23 protein-coding genes are annotated in these 20,721 nt (G+C 40.6%); 9 read left to right on the top strand and 14 right to left on the bottom strand.

Annotated features, from left to right (window positions below):
- Position 1 precedes the first annotated feature (1 nt).
- From flgK to AC27JR_RS15525, 12 genes are all read right to left on the bottom strand, one after another.
- Complete coding sequence (flgK, locus tag AC27JR_RS15580; RefSeq protein WP_487174099.1) at positions 2 to 2,008, bottom strand: flagellar hook-associated protein FlgK; 2,007 nt, start codon at positions 2,006 to 2,008, stop codon at positions 2 to 4.
- A 1-nt stretch (position 2,009) separates the two neighbouring features.
- On the bottom strand, positions 2,010 to 3,005 hold the full coding sequence (gene flgJ, locus AC27JR_RS15575; protein WP_487174097.1) for a flagellar assembly peptidoglycan hydrolase FlgJ: 996 nt from the start codon (positions 3,003 to 3,005) through the stop codon (positions 2,010 to 2,012).
- A gap of 262 nt (positions 3,006 to 3,267) precedes the next feature.
- Entirely contained in the window at positions 3,268 to 4,362 is a 1,095-nt protein-coding gene (locus AC27JR_RS15570) for a flagellar basal body P-ring protein FlgI (RefSeq protein ID WP_487174096.1), read from the bottom strand.
- A 12-nt stretch (positions 4,363 to 4,374) separates the two neighbouring features.
- Positions 4,375 to 5,058 (bottom strand): flagellar basal body L-ring protein FlgH, encoded by a 684-nt coding sequence (flgH, locus tag AC27JR_RS15565; protein WP_487174095.1) that lies wholly within the window; start codon positions 5,056 to 5,058, stop codon positions 4,375 to 4,377.
- Between the two features lie 13 nt (positions 5,059 to 5,071).
- Positions 5,072 to 5,860 carry a flagellar basal-body rod protein FlgG gene (gene flgG / locus AC27JR_RS15560; RefSeq protein ID WP_010387879.1) on the bottom strand — a complete coding sequence of 263 codons (789 nt, stop codon included), beginning with the start codon at positions 5,858 to 5,860 and terminating at the stop codon, positions 5,072 to 5,074.
- Between the two features lie 21 nt (positions 5,861 to 5,881).
- Positions 5,882 to 6,625 (bottom strand): flagellar basal body rod protein FlgF, encoded by a 744-nt coding sequence (locus AC27JR_RS15555; RefSeq protein ID WP_487174093.1) that lies wholly within the window; start codon positions 6,623 to 6,625, stop codon positions 5,882 to 5,884.
- A 133-nt stretch (positions 6,626 to 6,758) separates the two neighbouring features.
- The gene (gene flgE, locus AC27JR_RS15550) at positions 6,759 to 8,081 is read right to left on the bottom strand and encodes a flagellar hook protein FlgE (RefSeq protein ID WP_487174092.1); all 1,323 of its coding nucleotides are present in this window, start codon (positions 8,079 to 8,081) and stop codon (positions 6,759 to 6,761) included.
- Positions 8,082 to 8,139: 58 nt separating this feature from the next.
- A complete protein-coding gene (locus AC27JR_RS15545; RefSeq protein ID WP_008113070.1) occupies positions 8,140 to 8,817 on the bottom strand; it encodes a flagellar hook assembly protein FlgD in 678 nt (225 codons plus the stop codon).
- A 13-nt stretch (positions 8,818 to 8,830) separates the two neighbouring features.
- Positions 8,831 to 9,262 (bottom strand): flagellar basal body rod protein FlgC, encoded by a 432-nt coding sequence (flgC, locus tag AC27JR_RS15540; RefSeq protein WP_008113068.1) that lies wholly within the window; start codon positions 9,260 to 9,262, stop codon positions 8,831 to 8,833.
- A 2-nt stretch (positions 9,263 to 9,264) separates the two neighbouring features.
- Positions 9,265 to 9,675: a flagellar basal body rod protein FlgB gene (gene flgB / locus AC27JR_RS15535; protein ID WP_008113066.1), complete on the bottom strand. Its 411-nt coding sequence runs from the start codon at positions 9,673 to 9,675 to the stop codon at positions 9,265 to 9,267.
- 128 nt (positions 9,676 to 9,803) lie between these two features.
- Positions 9,804 to 10,634, bottom strand: coding sequence for a CheR family methyltransferase (locus AC27JR_RS15530; RefSeq protein WP_350654908.1), 831 nt, complete (start codon positions 10,632 to 10,634; stop codon positions 9,804 to 9,806).
- Positions 10,635 to 10,654: 20 nt separating this feature from the next.
- Positions 10,655 to 11,587, bottom strand: a complete 933-nt coding sequence (locus AC27JR_RS15525; RefSeq protein ID WP_008113063.1) for a chemotaxis protein CheV — start codon at positions 11,585 to 11,587, stop codon at positions 10,655 to 10,657.
- 138 nt (positions 11,588 to 11,725) lie between these two features.
- Here AC27JR_RS15525 and flgA point away from each other — a divergent pair, with 138 nt between their 5' ends.
- From flgA to flgN, 3 genes are all read left to right on the top strand, one after another.
- Positions 11,726 to 12,433, top strand: coding sequence for a flagellar basal body P-ring formation chaperone FlgA (gene flgA / locus AC27JR_RS15520; RefSeq protein ID WP_487174091.1), 708 nt, complete (start codon positions 11,726 to 11,728; stop codon positions 12,431 to 12,433).
- 75 nt (positions 12,434 to 12,508) lie between these two features.
- Positions 12,509 to 12,829, top strand: coding sequence for a flagellar biosynthesis anti-sigma factor FlgM (flgM, locus tag AC27JR_RS15515; protein WP_010387860.1), 321 nt, complete (start codon positions 12,509 to 12,511; stop codon positions 12,827 to 12,829).
- Complete coding sequence (gene flgN / locus AC27JR_RS15510) at positions 12,822 to 13,253, top strand: flagellar export chaperone FlgN (protein ID WP_054201957.1); 432 nt, start codon at positions 12,822 to 12,824, stop codon at positions 13,251 to 13,253. The genes flgM and flgN overlap by 8 nt, the downstream gene beginning before the upstream one ends.
- A 71-nt stretch (positions 13,254 to 13,324) precedes the next feature.
- Here the strand turns inward: flgN and AC27JR_RS15505 are convergent, their stop codons facing one another.
- A complete protein-coding gene (locus tag AC27JR_RS15505; protein ID WP_010387855.1) occupies positions 13,325 to 13,783 on the bottom strand; it encodes an LPP20 family lipoprotein in 459 nt (152 codons plus the stop codon).
- 139 nt (positions 13,784 to 13,922) lie between these two features.
- Here AC27JR_RS15505 and AC27JR_RS15500 point away from each other — a divergent pair, with 139 nt between their 5' ends.
- A complete protein-coding gene (locus AC27JR_RS15500; protein WP_487174089.1) occupies positions 13,923 to 15,110 on the top strand; it encodes a flagellar assembly protein T N-terminal domain-containing protein in 1,188 nt (395 codons plus the stop codon).
- Here the strand turns inward: AC27JR_RS15500 and AC27JR_RS15495 are convergent.
- Complete coding sequence (locus AC27JR_RS15495) at positions 15,107 to 16,006, bottom strand: LysR substrate-binding domain-containing protein (protein ID WP_487174088.1); 900 nt, start codon at positions 16,004 to 16,006, stop codon at positions 15,107 to 15,109. The two genes, AC27JR_RS15500 and AC27JR_RS15495, sit on opposite strands and share 4 nt — an antisense overlap.
- A 113-nt stretch (positions 16,007 to 16,119) precedes the next feature.
- Here AC27JR_RS15495 and AC27JR_RS15490 point away from each other — a divergent pair, with 113 nt between their 5' ends.
- The 5 genes from AC27JR_RS15490 to AC27JR_RS15470 all read left to right on the top strand — a co-directional run bounded on the left by AC27JR_RS15490 (position 16,120) and on the right by AC27JR_RS15470 (position 20,627).
- Entirely contained in the window at positions 16,120 to 16,848 is a 729-nt protein-coding gene (locus AC27JR_RS15490; protein WP_487174087.1) for a glutathione peroxidase, read from the top strand.
- 54 nt (positions 16,849 to 16,902) lie between these two features.
- Positions 16,903 to 18,351 carry a dihydrolipoyl dehydrogenase gene (locus AC27JR_RS15485; protein WP_487174086.1) on the top strand — a complete coding sequence of 483 codons (1,449 nt, stop codon included), beginning with the start codon at positions 16,903 to 16,905 and terminating at the stop codon, positions 18,349 to 18,351.
- A 133-nt stretch (positions 18,352 to 18,484) separates the two neighbouring features.
- Positions 18,485 to 19,417 (top strand): DHH family phosphoesterase, encoded by a 933-nt coding sequence (locus tag AC27JR_RS15480; protein WP_054201740.1) that lies wholly within the window; start codon positions 18,485 to 18,487, stop codon positions 19,415 to 19,417.
- A gap of 327 nt (positions 19,418 to 19,744) precedes the next feature.
- On the top strand, positions 19,745 to 20,128 hold the full coding sequence (locus AC27JR_RS15475; RefSeq protein WP_487174084.1) for a hypothetical protein: 384 nt from the start codon (positions 19,745 to 19,747) through the stop codon (positions 20,126 to 20,128).
- Between the two features lie 130 nt (positions 20,129 to 20,258).
- Positions 20,259 to 20,627, top strand: coding sequence for a hypothetical protein (locus tag AC27JR_RS15470; protein ID WP_099294321.1), 369 nt, complete (start codon positions 20,259 to 20,261; stop codon positions 20,625 to 20,627).
- Positions 20,628 to 20,721 lie beyond the last annotated feature (94 nt).

Genomic DNA, 20,721 nt, shown 5'->3' with positions numbered 1-20,721 from the left:
ATTACCTCGCCGCACTCAGTAAAGTGTCAAAAATAGAACGTGCTGCAGACAATACTTGAGCAGATGCAGCATAAGATTGCTGAAAACGCAGCAAATTAGCCGCCTCTTCATCTAAGTTTACGCCCGACAATGATTCATACCAGGCTTCTGATTGTTGTGCTAATGCATCAAATGCAGCACCGTTAGTCATTGCTTGGCTGGTCACTACCCCAACATCAGTTACCAAGCCTGCATAGGCCTGATTCAAGGTTTTATGATTATCAGCTGAGGCACTTGCCACTACATTTTGACGTACTAAATCGGTATTTTGTAAGTTAGCGAGTTTTTGGCCATTACGGTTATCATCAAAACCGCCTTCATTAAATTCCAAATTAAAGGTATCACCTGTAGCTGGTACACCTTCAATATTAAAGTCAAAACCATAGCCATCGTAAGGTGCTCCAGCTTGAGCGAGTATATTATTAGCAGGAGGTGTAACCGTAAACGTGGTCGTGCCATTACCGTCAGTCAGTTGATATTCGTTAGCATTAGCTGTTTTAACGATGCTAATGGGGCCATTTGCTAGCCCTAGAGGGTTACTAAAACTGCCAGTGGTTACATCGCTCACATCACCCGGTGAAATAGTACCTGTCCCTGTATTATCAAGGCCATCTGCTGTTCTAATTGGAGAGGCCAAGGCAATGTCTTCACCTCGACCACTGGTCAACGTTATATTACCCGCAGCGCCACTATTGAGTTTTACCTGAAGTTGATCCCCAGCATTACCGGCTCCCGTTACATTAAGCTCTAAGCCAAACGATTCCCCACTAGTAATAGCTGCTGAATCGATAATGCCACTGGGTGGGATAATTGCTAAAGAGGCTGTACCTAAAGGCTCACCTTTATTATCAATAGGCTGAATACTCACCTCATTAGGGTTCCCCGTATAAGTGATCACAAAGTCACTGGCTGGTAGTTCGCTGCCTTTACCTACCTCAACGGTTGCAGACATATTAGCTGTTCCGGTATTTGCTTGATAAACATAAGCACTGACCGTTGGAATTTCAAAAATATCTCCACCTAATTCACCATTAGCATCCATCCCTAAACGGTTTTGCTGATTAAACGAATCGGCAAGTGCAATGCCCATCTGGCCAATTTGATTTTGTGCAGGCACCAAAATATCGTCTCTAAATGCCAATAAACCGCCAATTTTACCTTTTAATTTAGTAGGATCTATTTCCAGTGGCACAGCTTGACCGCCATTTACATCTAAACGTAACTCTTTAAAATTGGCATCTGGATCGCCACTAATCGAGAACAAGTTGAATGACCCATTTTGCATGACAACCGCTTCACCTGAGCCCATAAATACTTGTTTTTCACCATTGGGGCCATCGAGTGTTTCTATATCAATTAGTTCAGATAAATCACGTATTGCTTTATCACGCTCATTATAAGCTGAGCTCGCATCCGCTTCGTTTTTAGTACCATGCACATACACAATTTCTTGATTCAACGAACTAATACTTTCGATTAACGTATTCGCCTCTTCTGAAAAAATTTCTAATTGCTCATTAACCACCGCTTTTTGCTCTGAAACAATACCTGCAAGCCTGTCCATTTGATCAATCAGATTTTGCGCATCACTCATCACTAATGAACGAGCAACCGTTGATGAAGGTTGATTGAGAGCCTCTTGTACGTTATTGAACATTGAGTTGATACTAGTTGATAAGCTGTTTGATTTTTCTGAAAAGATTTGATCAACTCGACTCGCTTCACTAACAAATTGATCAAAAAAGCTTTTATTTGAGGTATCTCGGTTTAATTGCTTTTGCGCAAACTCATTCAATAATCGATACGTTTGGCCACGGCCTACCTGATTATCAATCATAGTGGTAAACTCGGTGCGCTCACGTACATACCCTTCGGTATTAACATTTGCGATGTTTTTACTTGTCGTTTGCAGTAGCTCAGCGTTAGCTCTAATGCCTGAATTAGCAATGTTTAATAAATTAAACGACATGTTACTCTACTCCTTGGCGGATCACGCTTGTGGCGATATTCTTCAATTCGTTACTGTTTAGCACTCTTTTTATTTTGTCAGCATAGTTAGGATCGGTTGCATAACCAGCTTGCTGTAAAGAGTCTAAAAACTTGTGCGGCTTTGCCGTATTGTTTAATGCATCTTGGTAGCGAGGGTTCTGTGTTAAAAAATCCACAAAGTCATTCACGCTATCTTTTATCGAATCATACGCTCTAAAGTTTGCTTGCTTTTTAACAGCAGCACCTTGCTCAAACTCTAAAGTAACTTTACTGGCTTTTTCACCCTGCCAACTTTTATCTGACTTAATATTGAATAAATTGTTTGAGCTATTACCATCACCTTTACTAATAATATGTTTACCCCAGCCAGTTTCTAATGCCGCTTGTGCGACCATAACCGCCGGATTTAAACCAATTTTTTTAGCCGCTGTTTTTGCGTGTTCCCACACTGTGCTTACAAATTCCTCAGCATTTTCAAATGTGCCTGACGCTATGTTTTGTTCGCTTTTTTCAGTTGAATCAACGAGCGGCACTTTTTCAGTGACCTTTTGATTTTCTTGATGAGGTAAGGTGCTACCCGCACGTTGGTCACTAAAGAAATCAGACGTTGTGCGAAGAACTGAGCCTGGCATAAAGTTTTTTCCATCTGGCGATAGTTGCTGCACAATTAAATCTGCAAGTCCCAAAGAGCCATTTGATGAAAGCTCTGTGGCTAGCTGTTGGTCGTGCATTTCTTCAAAAAACTTAACGCCACTTGCATTAAACGGGCTTTCTTTGTCTTCAAAAGCCTCATTAGCTTTACGCATACTTTTAAGTAGCATTTGAGTGAAAATAGCTTCAAATTGTGCCGCCGCTTTTTTTAACGCCGCTTTAGAAGCATCGGTTGATGCATCACCACTTTTTAATGCATCTCGACGCAAAGAGTCTAAGTTGCCTAAATCAAAAAAGTTTTGCTTATCTAGATGATTTGTTTCCATCAGCTTTTTGACACAATAATTAATAATACCTAATGAAATGCAATAATTGAGCCAAGAGAAGTGAAAGGTTCTAGGTTCTAGGTTCTAGGTTCTAGGTTCTAGGTTCTAGGTTCTAGGTTCTAGGCAGAGATTAAACTAAGTGAGAGACGCGAGGTAAACTCGCTGCTACTTATTGTGTAGGGTTAATTGCTGTGGTAGCAGCGGCTTTATGCCGCGTCTTTTTAGGTTAACTGTTAAAGACCCTAAATAGGGTCTTATAAAACTAAATTACAACAAGCTGACCATTAATGGCGCCGGCTTCTTTGAGTGCTTCAAGAATAGCCATTAAATCACCTGGGGCAGCGCCAACTTCATTAATTGCGCGAACTAAATCATCAAGACTCACACCAGGATCAAATACAAAAGCGCGTGAATCATCCTGATTAACATCAATAATACTTTGTTGGGTCACCACCGTTTCCCCCTCGGCCAGAGGGTTTGGCTGCGCAACATTTTGCTGCTCAGCAATCGTTACTGTTAAACCACCATGGGTAATTGCCGCAGGTTGTAATTTTACATTTTTACCAATAACAATGGTGCCAGTACGCGAGTTAACAATTATTTTTGCTGAAGTATCCGCTGGCTTAAACTCTAAGTTTTCAAGGGTCGATAAATAAGATACGCGCTGCGAGGCATCACGAGGTGCAATAACGCGAATAGAAGCTGCATCAAGTGCTTGAGCGCTATTTGGACCAATTAAATCATTAATGGTTTTCTCTAAACGTTTAGCAGTAGTAAAATCAGGGCGGTTTAAATTAAAAGTAATATAGTCGTTTTGCATAAATGGGCTTTTAACAGCACGTTCAACGGTTGCGCCATTTGGCACTCGCCCAACCGTAGGTGTATTAATAACAACGCGACTGCCATCGAGGCCTTCAGCGCCCAATCCACCTACTATTAAACTGCCTTGAGCGATGGCGTATACGTTACCATCAACCCCTTTTAAGAATGTTTGTAATAATGTACCACCGCGCAAGCTACCCGCACTACCAATTGATGATACGGTTATATCTATGGTTTGCCCTGGCTTTCTAAATGGAGGGAGTTCAGCATGAACCGCTACCGCTGCAACATTTTTAATTTTTGGCTTCAAACTAGAAGGTAGTGTAATACCAAAACTATTAAGCATGCCTTTAAAGCTTTGCTCGGTAAAACGGCTTTGCTCACCGGTACCTGGTAAACCAACAACTAAGCCATAGCCCACTAATTGGTTTGAGCGCACTCCTTCAACCATAGACACATCTTTAATTCGCTCAGCACTGACATTAAATTGCCAGCTCAATAACACCATAAAACAAAAAACTTTAAAACCATTCATGTTGAATGTCCTCTAAAAAGGAAACAATGAGCTACTAAAGAAACGCGTTAACCAACCCGGGCTCTGTGCTTCTTGTGTTTGACCCTTGCCTGAATACTGAATACGTGCATTCGCAATACGATTAGACTGTACTGTATTATCAGCATTGACATCTTGTGGACGTACTAACCCTTCTAGACGAATAAATTCTTCACCAGTGTTCAATGTTAGCCACTTTTCACCGCGAATCACTAAATTGCCATTTGGTAATACACGCATTACATTAACCGAAATATCACCAAATAAGCTGTTTGATTGATTTGATTTTGAGTCGCCTTTAAAGGAAGAGTCACTGCCAATACCAAATTGAATACTATCGCCACCAATATTTACCGGTAAACCACCCAAACCAATAACAGGGTCGAGGCTAGCATCGGTTTCTTTATCCGTTTCTGTTTTAGCCGCTTTGGTCGCTTGAGTTGACTCTTGTAATTTAACAGTAATAATATCGCCTGTTCGCAGTGCTTTTTTATCAGCGTATAAGTCATTCGATAACTGAGAGCTAAATAAAGATCCTGTAGCCACTATAGGCTCCATATTAGGCTCTGGATACATAGGTGCATAATAGGGATCGTCTTGCACTACCTCATTATTTTGTGTCGCTACACAACCACTTAATAGTAAAGTCCCTACTGTAAATAACATAATATTACGCATACAACCCCCAAACCTATAACTGTTGATTGATGTAGCTCATCATTTCATCAACGGCTGAGATCACTTTTGAATTCATCTCATAAACGCGCTGCGTTTCAATCAAATTAACTAACTCTTCGGTCACATTTACATTTGATGTTTCCAGTGAACCTTGAATAATCGTGCCTAAACCTTCAACACCCGGATTACCTTGAACAGGCGCACCGCTTACCGCAGTCTCGGTGTACAAGTTCTGCCCTATAGGCTCAAGGCCCGACGGATTAATAAAATCACTAATCGTGATCTGACCAATAACCACGTTTTCGGCCTGACCTTTTACGCGAACTGACACTTCACCATCTTGAGATACGGTGATCGACTGTGCATCGTCAGGTACGTTCATTTCAGGCTGAACCACATAACCTGCACCGGAGGTAACAACACGCCCGTCACCGTCAGTAGTAAACTGGCCGTTACGCGAATAAGCAATATTGCCATCGGGTTGCAGTACTTCAAAAAAACCAGGACCTGAGATCATCCAATCTAATGAATTTTCAGTGGTGAGCATATTACCTTGCGAAAAGTTCTTTTGGTTAGCCACCACCTTAGTACCTGCACCAAGCATTAAGCCAGATGGCATTTCGGTATCTTGCGATGAGCGTCCGCCTGGTTGATTAATATTTTGATAAAGTAAGTCTTCAAAAATAGCGCGGCTTTTTTTGTAACCTACCGTACTGGCGTTCGCTAAGTTATTTGATATAACCGATATATCAGTTTGTTGAGCGTCAAGCCCTGTTTTACTTATCCATAATGCTGGATTCATAATAATATCCTCACGTTAAAGTTAAACGATGCGCATCAGCTGCTCTTGACGTTCGTCAATCTCTTCAGCTGTTTTCATCAGTTTTACTTGTAATTCAAATTGGCGTTGGTGACTGATCATATCGACCATTTCATGTACCGGGTTTACATTAGACTTCTCTAACATGCCGCTTAACACTTGTACATTGGCTGATGTTTCAACCGTTTGGCCTGGCTTAGGTCTAAATAAACCATCATTGCCTTTTTCTAGAGTGGTATTGTTTGCTTCAACCACTTTTAATCGGTCAACCTCTTCTAAAAAGTTAGCCGGTGCACCTTGAGGGCGTACTTGGATTGTGCCGTCTTTACTAAATTCTATTTTTTCAATCGGTACAGGTAATATGACAGGTCCACCTTCGCCAATAACTTGACGACCATGACTTGTGGTCAACATACCTTCCGCAGTGATGTTTAACGTACCCACTTTAGTGTAGGCTTCATTACCAGAGGCGTCCTGCACACTGAGCCATGCGTTATCACTCATAGCAATATCAAGGTTGCGGCCTGTTTCAACAATACCGCCCGATGTCATGTTTGCTCCAGGGCGCTCCTGCATTGAAAATACCCGAGTCGGCAAACCTTCACCGAAAGCCTGCATTGACCGTGCTTGCGCAAAATCTGATTTAAACCCGGTGGTATTTGCATTTGCCAAATTATTGGCTTTAAGAGCAAGCCCTTGCAGGCTTTGTTTAGCGCCAGATGCCGCTATGTAGACCATTTTATCCATAACATCGACTCATTAAGAAATCTATGCATGAGTAAATGCAATATAAGTGCCAAATTAAATTTAAGGGTGAATAAGATTTTGAGGAGGAATAAAAAAGGCTGCATTAAGCAGCCTAAATAAATCAAAATAATGATTATCTGATCTGAAGGATGTTCTGTTGAATAGTTGAATTAACCTCAAGCGCACGAGAGTTTGCTTGGAAGTTACGCTGCGCACTAATCAAATCGACCAGCTCATTGGTTAAGTTAACATTAGATTGCTCAAGCGCTGATGAGTTAATGTTACCTAAAGTGCCTGAGCCTGGTTCACCCGCAATCGGCTCACCTGAGGTTAAGCTCTTTTTCCAAGCTGTATCCCCTACTTGCTGTAAACCTTGTGAGTTTGAAAAGCGTACCATGGCCACTTGCCCTAGGAAGGTTGAATCACCGTTACTGTATGACGCAACGACTTTGCCATCAGTACCAATATCAATACCTGCTAAACGACCCACTGTCGCACCATCTTGCTCAAGCGCCTTCACTTCAAAGCGACTCGCATACTGAGTTGGTGTTCTGTTAGCAGTCCCCGCTTCATCGCGCCAGTTAATAGCAATATCATCAAACTGAGCGCCATTAGATAAAATACCCGATAAATTTGCACCGGTTAAATCGACATCTGTAAACGTAGGACCAACATTTGGAACACCATCAGTAGTTGCAGGTAAACCACTGGCGTCAAAACCAAACGTGCTTAGCGGGCTTGGTGTTGCAGTTGGAGTGCCGGTAGCATCAAATGGCTGTTTATCTAATGTGCCATGTACTTGCCATTCGTTGGGTGCTGTTTTTACAAAAAAGAATTGTAATACATGTGGTTCACCTAATGAATCATAAGTGGTTGTCGATGTTGAAGAATTATAGGTGGTGCTGTCGGTTGCATCAAACGGCACTGCGATAACATCTTCACGAGAATCAACATTAAACGAGGTGTATACATTACTGGTAGAGCGTGGCGAACCAGAAGAGTCCGGTATTTGTAATGCCGATGAAGTACTTAAACTCACAGACGTTGTGTCACCGCTGACTTCATCGACTGGGAAGCTCTGTAAAAAATTACCTTTAGCGTCTACAACAAAGTTATCTTTGTTGAGCTTAAACGCACCTGCTCGCGTGTAGGTAAAATCTTGTGCGCCTAAGTCTTGGCTAGTAGCAAAGTAACCTTCACCCGTAATCGCTAAATCCAGTGAGTTATTAGTAAACTGTAATGAGCCTTGATGAAATTGCTGAGCAACCATGGTGGTTTGTACACCATCACCATTTTTAGTTTTACCAGCACTAAATACCGATGATGCGTATACATCAGCAAATTCAGCACGAGACTCTTTAAAGCCTGTGGTATTTACGTTGGCAATATTATTGGCGGTAACATCCAAATCTTTTTGTGCGGCAGCAAGGCCTGTTAATGCAATATTGAAGCTCATAATTAACCTCTAACCTAAAAATATTTAGCCTGATAGCTAAAAGAATACATAAAATCTATTACGCGATTTCTGCGACATCTGTCAGCCTAACCGCACCTTCTTTAGTGTTAATAATAATGCCGCTTGAGCCATTAATATTAACACTCTCAATATTTTTGAATGAAGCAATTGGAAGGCTTGAAAATTCGCCATCCGTACTGCCTTCAGCTTTAACCTTGTATTCACCAGGAGGAAGCCGCTCACCCGCTTCATTTTTACCATCCCATGCAAAGCGCACCGCACCTGCAGGCTGAGTGCCTAAATCAATGGTTTTAACTAACTGCCCTGATGCATCTTCAATACGAAGCGTTAAATTATCTACCGGCTTTTCAGCAACAATAGCTCCCTTAACCTCACCCGACTCATTAAGCTCAAGCGTATCAGACTCGAGCAGTGCTTGCTTACCAACCAACGTGGATGCTTGCAATGCCGAATTTGATGTCATCGACGCAGCTAAAGACTCAAAATTAGAGTTTAAATTTGAGATCCCTTCAGCCATAGTAAAGTTTGTCATTTGCGCAATCATCTGATCATTATCAGCTGGTTTGCTTGGATCTTGATATGACAATTGCTGTGTTAACAACGAAAAGAAATCTTCTTGGGTTAACGCATCACTTTCCTCTTTTTTTGGCACTTGCTTATCTTGCCAACGTAAAGAGTCCATGTAGGATGAAGAAGTGCTAATATCGTTACTCATGAGCTACCCTCAGTTACCGCTGACCTAGCAGCAGTGTTTTACTTAACATTTGCTTAGCTGCATCAGCAACTTGAACATTTGTCTGATAAGAGCGAGATGCAGAAATCATATTTGCCATCTCCTCAACAACATTCACGTTGGGTTTATAAATATAACCATTTTCATCCGCACTGGGATGGTTTGGGTTATATTCAATTTGTAGTGGTTTATCACTCTCAACCACTCCTAACACTTTCACACCAACGGCAGAGCCCTGTGGGTTGCTTGCTGACGCTGACGCTTTTGTTAGCTCCGCAGCAAATACAGGTTGTCGCGCTCGGTACGTCTCATTTTGTGAAGAGCTAATTGTATTGGCATTAGAGATATTACTTGCGGTGGTATTTAATCGCACGTTTTGTGCACTCATACCAGAACCAGCAATATCAAACACATTATATAAACTCATAATTAGGCTCCTTGACTACCGAGGGCTTTTTTCAGGCCTTTAAACTTACCATTAAGAAACTGGACACTGGCCTGATACTCCATAGCATTCTGTGTATACAAGTTTCGTTCCACCTGTATATCAACCGAGTTACCATCACCTGTATCTGTTTGATTTGGCGTACGAAATAATTCATTACCACCTACGCTTCGGGTACCACCGGCAATGTGTTTTTCATTGGTTCTTACCATGCTATTGCCGCTTAGTTGGTTAGACTTTGCCGTTTTTAATGCTGAGGCAAAGTCGATATCTTTTGCTTTATAGCCGGGCGTATCAGCATTTGCGATATTAGTAGCGAGCATTTCTGCTCTTTGCGAACGGATCAACATCGCATGCGGATGCACGCCTAATGCTTTATCAAAACTGATAGCCATAACTACCTCCAAAAAATTGACTTAGCATCAATAAAGCAATAAGTAAGCCAGCAATGAAAAGTAGTGATGATTAAAACAAAAAACGACGCAATGAGCGTCGTTTAAAGGAGGGTAATATATTAAGAATGTTATTTCTTTTGGTAAATAATACCGGGGTTACAGCGCACCATATCAAAGTCCGTACTTAAGCCAGACATAGACTCCGACGCACCTAAAAACAAATACCCTTTAGGGTTAAGTGCTTGAGAAAATTGTGCAATTATTTTAGCTTTCACTTCAGGTGAAAAATAAATTAAAACATTACGGCAAAATATAATATCGAATTTACCCATCAAGGCGTACGAGTCGAGTAAATTTAAATGCCGAAAGCTCACTTGTTTTTTTAATGAGTCAACCACTTGTGCCATACCATTGCCGCTGTCTTTAAAGAACTTCTTACGGCGTTCAGCAGAGAGTCCGCGAGCCAATGCCAATGCGTCATATTCAGCGTGTTTACACATATCCAGCATGGTATTTGATATATCTGTACCAATTATTTGTGCACCCATTTTTAAAACACCAGGGCTGCTGGATTGAAACTCAGCCACCGACATAGCAATAGAATAGGGTTCTTGGCCTGAAGAGCTCGCAGCAGACCATATTTTTAACGGTCTATTCAACGCTTTAAATTCAGGGAATAATCTGGTTTTAAGCAATTCAAACGGATATTGATCTCTAAACCACAATGTTTCATTGGTTGTCATCGCATCAACAACGGCAGCACGTAACTGGCGCTCATGCACTCCTAGCGTTTTAGTTACCAGTTCAGATAACGAATCAACACTAAATCGCGACATTAATGGTGCCAAACGGCTTTTAACCAAATATTGCTTATTTTCACCTAAAACAATACCGCACTGTTGTTCTAAAAATAAGCGAAATTGATCGTATTCTTTTTGCTGCAAATCTTTATTAGTCAAATCCATAACACCTGTGTTTATTAATCACAATGAACCCACTTATTAACGGCTGTAGCTAGCTCGTCTGGGTTAAATTTTGCAATAAAATCGTCAGCACCTACTTTTTCAATCATTGCTTGATTGAAAACACCGCTTAAAGATGTATGTAAAATAACATGAAGTGGTGCAAGTTTAGGATCGGCTTTAATCTCTGCAGTGAGTGTATAGCCATCCATTTCTGGCATTTCTACATCAGAAATTAATAACCCTACACGCTCTGTAATATCATTAACGCAATCAAGCTCTGCAATTTCTTTTAGTCTTCTTAGAGCTTCTTTACCATTTTTAGCAAGCTCAGTAGTAACACCTAAAGGCTCTAGCGCTCGTTTAACCTGATTTCGTGCCACGGCCGAATCATCGGCAATAAATACAATTCTTTCACCTAGGTCTTTTTGTATATTTCCTTGAGCAGCAACATCATCACTCACGGTAGTATTCACTGGGCAAATTTCGTTTAAGATTTTTTCTACGTCAAGTATTTCTACCAGTTCATTTTCAATTTCAGTGACGGCTGTTAAATAAGAATAGCGACCCGCACCTGATGGCGGTGGCATTATTTTTTCCCAGTTCATATTAACAATTCGCTCAACACCACCAACTAAAAAGCCCTGCACTGTGCGGTTATATTCTGCAATGATAATAAAGCCATCCTCTATGCTTTTTATAGGTCGCCCGCCAACAGCCATAGATAAATCAATCACCGAAATAGTTTGGCCTCGAATATGCGCTACACCACGAATATAAGCGTTAGATTTTGGCATGCTCGTTAATGGAGGACATTGAAGAACTTCTCTCACCTTAAACACATTAATGCCGAAGCGCTGACGCCCGTTAAGCTTAAATAACAATAATTCCAAGCGGTTTTGCCCAACCAACTGAGTACGCTGGTTTACTGAGTCTAAAATACCGGCCATTTAAATCTCCTAAGAAAACAAATATAAGGAACGATAATTGCTTTCAATTAATAAAGCGTCATAACACAACGGGGGCGTCTAAATTCTGACGCAAAATATTTATACCCTGTTTGCAACCATAAGCATAGTCGAAACATTATGAGTTTGTTAAAAAAAACCAGAAGATACAGTGTTTTTTATTTTCTTGCTAGCCTCTGCTTCACTTTGCCACTAAAGGCTCAAGTATTTAGCAAAGAATCGCTTCAAGAAATGGCTGTATCTTATGTTGCTAAAAAAGCAGTAACTACAAATGATAACAAAATACAGTTTAGCGCATTACCGTTAGATAGCCGCATACCCGATCGCCAGTGTAACTCTGAGCCAGAGTTAGTAACGCCAAGCGAGCCCCCTTTTAACCGTCAAGTCACCATTCAAATAAAATGTAACGATAGTGACAACTGGGCACAATACGTTCATGTCAGAATCACTGAATCAGCACCTGTTGTTGTTGCAACTACTAATTTAGCACGAGGTGAAGTAATTACTCCATCCCATTTAAGTATTGATATGCGTCCTGCGCACTTTATACGTGTTCAGTACCTTGATGATCCTGCGCTACTTATTGGTAGCCGCAGTAAACGTAATATTCGTGAAGGTATGCCTGTGCTGCTAAATCAAATTTGTATGGTTTGCAAAGGCGACTCTGTCAACATTTTTGCTAATATTAAAGGGTTAAGAGTAAAAACGACGGGTGTTGCATTAGAGGATGGAACCTTAGGTGAACAAGTACGAGTTGAAAACAAAAAAACAGGTAAAGTTTTAAATGCGCGAGTAGATGGTGTAGAGTCTGTGCAGGTAAATATTTAATGTAAATTTATGCTAAAGTATCTTTAGTAAATGCCGATATAAAGGCATCAGTTGGGTAATAAACGGGTTTTTATCATGGTCGGTCAAGTAAACAAATCAAATCAACAGCCTGGTGTTTTAACAAACACTCAACAGCAAAAAGTTGATTTAAAAAGAGATAATGCAAATACACAAGCTGCGCAAACGCCTTCACCTAAAGCTGCAAGCGATTCGGTGAGCTTAACACCGCAGGCCAAGCAATTAAAATCTTTACAAGAAAAAGCAGAGCAGTCTTCTGGTTTTGACAGCAACAAAGTTGCTGAACTTAAAAAAGCGATTACCGAAGGCAAGTATCAAATAGACAGTGAGAAACTTGCCAAAAATTTAGCAGACTTCGAGTTTAATGTTTATGGCTGATCACAATAGTTTAATTACGATTAAACTAAACGAACAAATAAATTGTTTAACAGCCTTGAGTGAGCTTCTTACTCAAGAACTTAATGCTATTGCCTCACGAAGAGGCGAAGGTTTGAAAGAAATTGCCCAACAGAAAATGTCTTTTTTAACCAGCATAAGCACCCTAGATAAAGAACTCAGTAAACTGATTGCCAGTAATGATCAGCAAACAGATGAAAACGCTGATTTAATAAAGCTAACCAGAACTAAGCTTGAGCAATGTCAAAAACAAAATGAAGTTAATGCTCATGCAGCGCACCAGGCACAGTTAAGTGTAAAGCAGCTAAAAAGTATTTTAATTGGTGCACCTTCATCAATGACCTACGACCAAGCTGGTAGCGTTGTAAATACTGATAACAGTATTGTACGTAACCTAAAAGCCTAAAAAAATACCCATAAAAAAACGCCTAAACGATAATTCGTTTAGGCGTTTTTTTATGGGTAATAATTTGTCGCTTAGTAATAAGTGACTTTTTTGACTTCCCGTGGCTTTATCTCACCTATGTACAAGTCGTGCACGCGTTTCATATTAAGCTCAAGCTCGGTTATATACATATCATTAACGGCATAGGTTTTTATAATTTGTGCGCCTTTAATAATACCTTGTACTTTGCTTTGTAAATAATCATCTTGGGCAACCGAGCCTGCGACCGTTGTACCTGCGGTAATTTTTTGCCCGTATACTTGTTCGGTTAGTTCACGATAAGCCTCGAGCTTTGAGGCCTTAATGGCCATAAGTTGTTTTTGAGTGTCATTACTTCCCGACTGCAAACTAATGGGCGCGTACCCTATTGCTTTTAATACAGGGTAATTATTTGGCTCAACATATTTATATTCAACGTGCTTATCAAATATATTGCTACAACCGCTTAACGTTAAGCAGCCTAATGTGATCATTAATGGCATTACTCGCATCATACAGGGCCTTTAAAAACTAATTAAACTCAGTTATGCACGTTTAATGCCAGTGATACCTATATTCTGTAACAACAAATAATAGTGGTACATTACTTGCTGAGACTCATTAACGCTAACGTTTAATTGGAGTAAGAGTATGAAGTCGTTTTTAAAAGCAGTATTGGCAGGATTAAGCACCACTGCTGTATTAACGTTTTCACCTTTTACCCACGCTCAGTGGTATGAGTCTACAGGCCATGCGGTTATTCAAAATAGCGACATTCCCGGTGCAAAGGCCGCTGCAATAAAAGATGCGATTACCCAAGCCCTTGTATTCTCTGGTGCGCGGGTGAGCTCGGTGCAAACACTTGTTGATGGTGTTTTAACCCAAGATCAGCTAAAAATAAGTAGCCAAGGCGAAATTCAAAAAATAGAGCTCGTTAGCGAAAACCGCAGCAATGATGAATTTGCGATTACCTTACGCCTAGATATTTTTGCACAAACCGAGCAATGCCCGCAAAGCAACTTCAATAAATTTATAGCTGTGACGCAAAGCCAATTAACAAATCGCGAACACGCTAGAATGGGTCAAATATTTGACATTAACAAAGCAGTCAGTAAAAACATCTACACGTCACTGCAAAAATCAAAAATGAGTGCAATACCGGTTGCCTATTTCAATAAAGCTATAAAGGTTGATACCTACTTTAATCAACAGCATGACTATTCAAACAGTCAGTTAGAAGAAATTTCATCACGCAGCAACGCGCAATATGTGCTGTTAAGTCAAATAACCAGTTTATCTACCAGCGATAAACTCAATAGCGACTATGCGTTTTGGCAAGATGAAAGCTATCAGCGTCACTATCAAATAGAGTTTAGTTTATTTAATGGCACTACTTATGAGCCCTTGTGGCAACAAAGCTATCAAAGCCAAGCCATTTGGCCATTTGAAAAAACAGCCATTATTGATGTAAATAGCAATCGCTTTTGGCAATCACCTTTTGGTCAAAGTATTAGTGAGATAAACCAAACCCTAAGTTACGATTTGCAAGCAGCCATGGCGTGCCTACCCACCCAAGGCAAAATTTTGCACATGGAAAATAATAAACTCGTCATTAACTTAGGAAAGGCACATGGCTTAGAAAAAGGCCAACAGCTGAGTATTGCTCATCATAATTATTTAACCGATGCGCAAGGCAACACCATGCCGCATACTATAACCACTTTGAACCGTATTCGTGTAGAGCAGCTATATCAGCATAGCGCCATTGCCGTCAGTATTAATGATCAGCCTTTACCGGGCGTACAAATTAACGATATTGTAGAAGTTGCAACGCCCTAAAGTACTTGGGCTAGCTTAACTTTTAAATTATCGTGAGCGCTTAACCAATCAGCTAACTGCTCAACCCCAGATAAATGCGGGTAATGCTTTCGACAGGCTAATACAATATTACGTTGCTGATTAGGAAAAATAGGCAAATAATGAATTCCCTCTCGGGGTATTGCAGCAAGTTTTGGCACAAACGTAACCCCATCGTCCATTGCCACCAGCGCTAGTAAGGTTTCTAAGCTGTTGCCTTGGTACTGGCTAGAAACATCCACTCCTGCCGAAAAACAAAACTGCTGAGCTTGATCTTTAAAGCAATGCCCATCACTTAACATTAATAGGTTACTGCCTTGAAGATCTTGCAGTGCTACCTTTTTATTTACAGCTAAACCGTTATCAGCAGATACCGCAACTAAAAAATCTTCTTTATATATATTAATCGTATGGTAATTTTTTAGTTCAGGCACATCCGCTAAAATTGCAAAATCCACCTCGCCACTGTCCAGCGCAGCTAAAATGGTAGAAGTTTGCATTTCAGTAAACGAAAACTGACTTTGAGTAAATGCCGCTTTCATTGATGTAAGCAGCGTAGGTAATAAATACGGAGCAATAGTAGGAATAATACCAATACTTAGTTTGCCCTGTAACGGTTGGTTAGAAGTAGCAGCCAGTTCTTTTAATATTTGAGTTTGCTCTAATATAAGGTTGATTTGTGTCAACAAACGTTCACCTTGGGTTGTTAAGGTAACGTGCTTAGTTGAACGGTCAAATAAGATAACCCCTAATTCTTGTTCTAGCTTTTTAATTTGCCCACTCAAGGTGGGCTGGCTTACAAAGCAAGCGTCGGCTGCTTTACGAAAATGTTTAAAATGCGCAACGGCTTTTACATATTCTAAATCTTTTAAGTTCATATTCACACTCAACCTGATAGCTTATGCCTATCAGTTTAATACAAACAAACGATTGGAACTATATTTAATTGTTCGCCATAATGGCTATCAACAAATCAAGAGGAACTAAAAACATGTTAAACAATATTGAAGGTCAAACAATCCCTAACGTTACATTTGCAACGCGTCAAAACGACGAATGGAAATCAGTAACTACTGATGACATTTTTAAAGGCAAAACAGTCGTTGTGTTTTCACTACCTGGTGCATTTACACCAACGTGTTCATCAACTCACCTACCACGCTACAACGAGTTAGCTGGTGTACTTAAACAAAATGGCGTTGACGACATTGTTTGTGTATCAGTAAACGATACCTTTGTAATGAACGCATGGGCTGAACATCAAGAAGCGCAAAACATTACCTTACTACCAGATGGTAACGGCGAATTTACTGACGGCATGGGTATGCTAGTTGATAAAAACGATTTAGGTTTTGGTAAGCGCAGCTGGAGATACTCTATGCTGGTTAAAGATGGCGTAGTAGAGAAGATGTTCATCGAACCAGATTTACCAGGCGACCCGTTTGAAGTATCAGACGCCGACACTATGCTTGATTACATCAACCCAACTCAAGTAAAACCAGAGGCGGTTACTCTATTTACTAAGCCTGGCTGTCCTTTCTGTAAAAAAGCAAAAGAGCTACTTACAGCTAAAGGCTTTGCTTTTGAAGAAATCGTAATGGGTGCTGGCGCATCACTTACTAGCCTTAAAGCAGTATCGGGCCGTGAAACCGTACCACAAGTATTTATTGGCGGTAAGCACATTGGTGGCTCAGACGATTTAGAAAAACACTTTGCTTAATTAAGTAAATAAAACAGGGGCTGCAATGCCCCTGTTTATTAAAGGAAAAACACTATGAAAGAATTGCAAACCGACGTTGTTGTTATAGGTGCAGGTACCGCTGGTTTAAGTGCCTACCGTAATGCTAAACAATTTACTCAAAACGTACTTATGATTGAATCAGGCCCATACGGTACAACCTGCGCGCGTGTTGGTTGCATGCCAAGTAAATTATTGATTGCCGCAGCAGAAGCCGCGCACTCAATAGAAATGGCACCTGCCTTTGGAGTTCACAGCTCAAAACCGGTTATTGACGGTAAAGCGGTTATGGCACGAGTTAAAAGTGAGCGTGATCGCTTTGCAGGATTCGTAGTAGAAGCCGTAGATGAAATACCTAGCGAAGATAAAATTCGTGGCTATGCACAGTTTTTAGACGCCAACCGCGTGCAAATAGATGAGCACACCATTATAACTGCTAAACGCTTTGTAATAGCAACAGGTTCACGCCCATCTTACCCTGGCGTATTTAATAATTTTGGCGACCGACTGATTATTAATGACGATGTATTCGACTGGGATGATTTACCAGAATCAGTAGCCGTATTTGGCCCAGGCGTTATAGGCCTTGAAATTGGCCAAGCATTGCACCGATTAGGGGTAAAGGTAAAACTCTTTGGTGTAGGTGGTGCCATAGGCCCATTAACCGACCCAGTAGTGAAAGATTATGCTAACACCGTATTCGCTGAAGAATTTTATGTTGATACCGACTCAAACGTTTCTGATATGAAACAAGTAGGTAATAAAGCAGAGCTAACCTACACCGACAAACAAGGTGTTAAACACACCGAGCAGTTTGACTATGTTCTGGCTGCAACAGGGCGAGTACCTAACACCGATAAACTAGGGTTAGAAAACACCGGCATAGAGCTTGATGAGCGTGGCGTACCACTTGCCGATGCCCACACTATGCAATGTGGCGACTCAAACATATTTATTGCCGGCGATGCCAGTAACATGATCCCACTGCTTCACGAAGCATCCGATCAAGGCACTATCGCAGGGCAAAACGCAGGCCGCTACCCTCAAGTGCGTGCTGGTTTACGTAGAGCTAAAATTGCCGCTGTGTTTAGCGACCCACAAATAGCCATGGTTGGTGAAAGCTTTAAAGAAATTAGCCAACGATTAGGAAGCTGTGACTGCTTTGAAATAGGTGAAGTCAGCTTTGAAAACCAAGGCCGCAGCCGCGTTATGCTAAAAAACAAAGGTCACATGCGTGTGTATGCCGAGCACGGCACAGGCTTATTTTTAGGTGCTGAATTTATAGGTCCACAAGCAGAGCACATTGCTCACTTATTAGCATGGGCTGTACAAAACAAAATGACTGTACCGCAAATGCTAGATATGCCTTTTTATCACCCTGTTATTGAAGAAGGCCTGCGCACTGCACTGCGTGATTTAAACGCTAAATTAAAATTTGGCCCAGACATTATTAACCATTGTATGGAATGTGGCCCAGGCGCATAACACATCACTAATACACACTTGCTACTCAAAGCCAAAACCATTGTTTTGGCTTTTTTTATGTTAAAAACTGGTATATAAAATGGAGTTTAAACTGCTACACTCAGATTAATAAACAAACAAAAATGGACCGAAAATGAGCAATAATAAATATAGACTTGTCACTCGAAGCGATTTTGACGGCCTAGTGTGTGCCGTATTACTTAAAGATTTAGATTTAATCGACGATATTTTATTTGTGCATCCAAAAGACATGCAAGACGGTAAAATAGCCATTACCAGCAACGACATTACCACTAACCTCCCCTATGTTGCCGGTTGTCATATTGCATTTGATCACCACTTGAGTGAAACCGTTCGTAACGAAAGCGATATTAAAAACCACATTATTGACCCAGATGCGCCCTCTGCAGCACGCGTTGTATACGACTATTATGGCGGTGCAGAGAAATTCCCTAATATTTCAACTGACATGATGGAAGCGGTCGATAAAGGGGATTCTGCACAATTTTCAAAAGACGAAATTTTAAACCCAACAGACTGGGTACTGATGAACTTTATTATGGATGCGCGCACAGGACTTGGCCGTTTTCGTGAATTCAAAATTTCTAATTACCAGTTAATGATGAAGTTAATTGACGCCTGTAAAGATCACAGCATAGAACAAATACTAGCAATGGAAGATGTTGCCGAGCGTGTTGCGTTATACCACGAGCACAACGCACAAGCTAAAGAGCAAATAGACCGCTGCTCATCAGTACACGACAACTTAGTGGTACTCAATTTAACCGAAGAAGAAACCATTTACGCTACTAACCGCTTCGTTATTTACGCCATGTTCCCCGAATGTAATATCTCAATACATAAAATGTGGGGGCTTAAAAAGCAAAACGTGGTGTACGCCATTGGTAAATCAATCACCAACCGCAGCTCCAATACTAATGTTGGCGAGTTGTGCCTTAAATACGGTGGCGGCGGCCATTTAAATGCCGGTACTTGCCAAGTAGAAACTGACAAAGCTGAGCAGGTATTGAGCGAGCTTATCGCTACGATTACTAGTGATGGCTGAGTTATAGCCTCAGGGTTCGGGGTTCGGGGTTCGGGGTTCGGGGTTCGGGGTTCGGGGTTCGGGGTTCGGGGTTCGGCAAATTATTTTATAAAGCGGGCTAACTGATAGCTCGCTTTTTTATTATGCATAATTTAATGGAGGGCTTCTTTGAGCGAAAACCTGTCATTGATATTGGATAATATAATAGTCAATTGGGTGATCAAACTGCGCTTTGCGCATATATTCACGAAAATGAGCGACGCGCGCATATTGTTCTATTTAACTTTATTCAACGTTTTAGAAAACTTAGTAATAGTAATACCTTAGCTTATTTGATAAAACTATATTATGCAGAAAAATGAGCGTAGCGTCGGCAGAAATATGCGCGATGAGCGCACTATTAAATTGTTAGAAGTATTCAGTTACGTGGAGAGAACAACATTGTATTCAATCCCCACATTGTTAATCGCCGCTAGGGTTTCTTTTGTTACTGTATTGTGGCTTATAGTATTCGTCGGTGGTCCAATTATCTGGTTTGGTCTAGAGCTGGGTGTTGTTGGTAAGCTTGTATTTTTAGTTGGCGCGCAAATATGTTTTTGGCTAATTTATTTTTTAATGTGTTTGTTGGTCCATCGTTTATCTTTAAAGTCATGGGAAAAACGCCAAGCTTTCTTAGCTAAAAGCCAAGACCAGCAAGGAAAAGAACTAGGCAGTATTATTGAGGGTTACTAGTGATACATACTTCTAACAAGTCAAAGCACGCGGAATTGTAAATGCTGTCACCTTTTTTGAAAAAACACTCAAAAAATCCGCCAACATTCACATTCCGGTGTTTGAGGCGTTATAAAGCACGGAAGTTTTGATGAAAGCCTCAACTATTGAGTTCACAAGTTATAGTGGTAATCAAACACATATTGAATCAATCAACTACGATTTAGACTATTTAAAAGTAGTAGTTGTCGCTGATTCTAATTTACGAATTGAAGTATGTTTTCATCAGCCAATCGGATTTAGGTGTCTTGATGAAGGTGATTTATTAGAGTTTTGGGCAAGCAATAAAATAACGAGTAATTGGCTTTTACAAATACATGATTTTGGTTGGTTGGCTCAAGAAAGTAATCGCGCTGGCTTCTTATCCAAAGACACTATGTTAAGTGAGTATTTGATTAAAGGCAGCAATGAGTGTTTAAATGTTCTAAGCACAGATAAGCCAGTAATAAGTTTGGTATAAATGCTTTATAACAAGCTAATAAATAAGGACAAAAATCAGTTGACTGTTTTCGTTCCTCAACATTTTAGCCAACAACTTTTTGCCCATTATTAGG

The organism is Pseudoalteromonas sp. NH0006-26, assembly GCF_057552415.1.
Note: the sequence above shows the minus strand (reverse complement) of the source record. Positions and strands in the feature narration are given on the sequence as shown.

Bases quoted from the DNA above. Each gene is read 5' to 3' on its own strand.
- flgK (WP_487174099.1), bottom strand. From the start codon at position 2,008: ATGTCGTTTAATTTATTAAACATTGCTAATTCAGGCATTAGAGCTAAC.
- flgJ (WP_487174097.1), bottom strand. From the start codon at position 3,005: ATGGAAACAAATCATCTAGATAAGCAAAACTTTTTTGATTTAGGCAAC.
- AC27JR_RS15570 (WP_487174096.1), bottom strand. From the start codon at position 4,362: ATGAATGGTTTTAAAGTTTTTTGTTTTATGGTGTTATTGAGCTGGCAA.
- flgH (WP_487174095.1), bottom strand. From the start codon at position 5,058: ATGCGTAATATTATGTTATTTACAGTAGGGACTTTACTATTAAGTGGT.
- flgG (WP_010387879.1), bottom strand. From the start codon at position 5,860: ATGAATCCAGCATTATGGATAAGTAAAACAGGGCTTGACGCTCAACAA.
- AC27JR_RS15555 (WP_487174093.1), bottom strand. From the start codon at position 6,625: ATGGATAAAATGGTCTACATAGCGGCATCTGGCGCTAAACAAAGCCTG.
- flgE (WP_487174092.1), bottom strand. From the start codon at position 8,081: ATGAGCTTCAATATTGCATTAACAGGCCTTGCTGCCGCACAAAAAGAT.
- AC27JR_RS15545 (WP_008113070.1), bottom strand. From the start codon at position 8,817: ATGAGTAACGATATTAGCACTTCTTCATCCTACATGGACTCTTTACGT.
- flgC (WP_008113068.1), bottom strand. From the start codon at position 9,262: ATGAGTTTATATAATGTGTTTGATATTGCTGGTTCTGGTATGAGTGCA.
- flgB (WP_008113066.1), bottom strand. From the start codon at position 9,675: ATGGCTATCAGTTTTGATAAAGCATTAGGCGTGCATCCGCATGCGATG.
- AC27JR_RS15525 (WP_008113063.1), bottom strand. From the start codon at position 11,587: ATGGCCGGTATTTTAGACTCAGTAAACCAGCGTACTCAGTTGGTTGGG.
- flgA (WP_487174091.1), top strand. From the start codon at position 11,726: ATGAGTTTGTTAAAAAAAACCAGAAGATACAGTGTTTTTTATTTTCTT.
- flgM (WP_010387860.1), top strand. From the start codon at position 12,509: ATGGTCGGTCAAGTAAACAAATCAAATCAACAGCCTGGTGTTTTAACA.
- flgN (WP_054201957.1), top strand. From the start codon at position 12,822: ATGGCTGATCACAATAGTTTAATTACGATTAAACTAAACGAACAAATA.
- AC27JR_RS15505 (WP_010387855.1), bottom strand. From the start codon at position 13,783: ATGCGAGTAATGCCATTAATGATCACATTAGGCTGCTTAACGTTAAGC.
- AC27JR_RS15500 (WP_487174089.1), top strand. From the start codon at position 13,923: ATGAAGTCGTTTTTAAAAGCAGTATTGGCAGGATTAAGCACCACTGCT.
- AC27JR_RS15495 (WP_487174088.1), bottom strand. From the start codon at position 16,006: ATGAACTTAAAAGATTTAGAATATGTAAAAGCCGTTGCGCATTTTAAA.
- AC27JR_RS15490 (WP_487174087.1), top strand. From the start codon at position 16,120: ATGTTAAACAATATTGAAGGTCAAACAATCCCTAACGTTACATTTGCA.
- AC27JR_RS15485 (WP_487174086.1), top strand. From the start codon at position 16,903: ATGAAAGAATTGCAAACCGACGTTGTTGTTATAGGTGCAGGTACCGCT.
- AC27JR_RS15480 (WP_054201740.1), top strand. From the start codon at position 18,485: ATGAGCAATAATAAATATAGACTTGTCACTCGAAGCGATTTTGACGGC.
- AC27JR_RS15475 (WP_487174084.1), top strand. From the start codon at position 19,745: ATGCAGAAAAATGAGCGTAGCGTCGGCAGAAATATGCGCGATGAGCGC.
- AC27JR_RS15470 (WP_099294321.1), top strand. From the start codon at position 20,259: ATGAAAGCCTCAACTATTGAGTTCACAAGTTATAGTGGTAATCAAACA.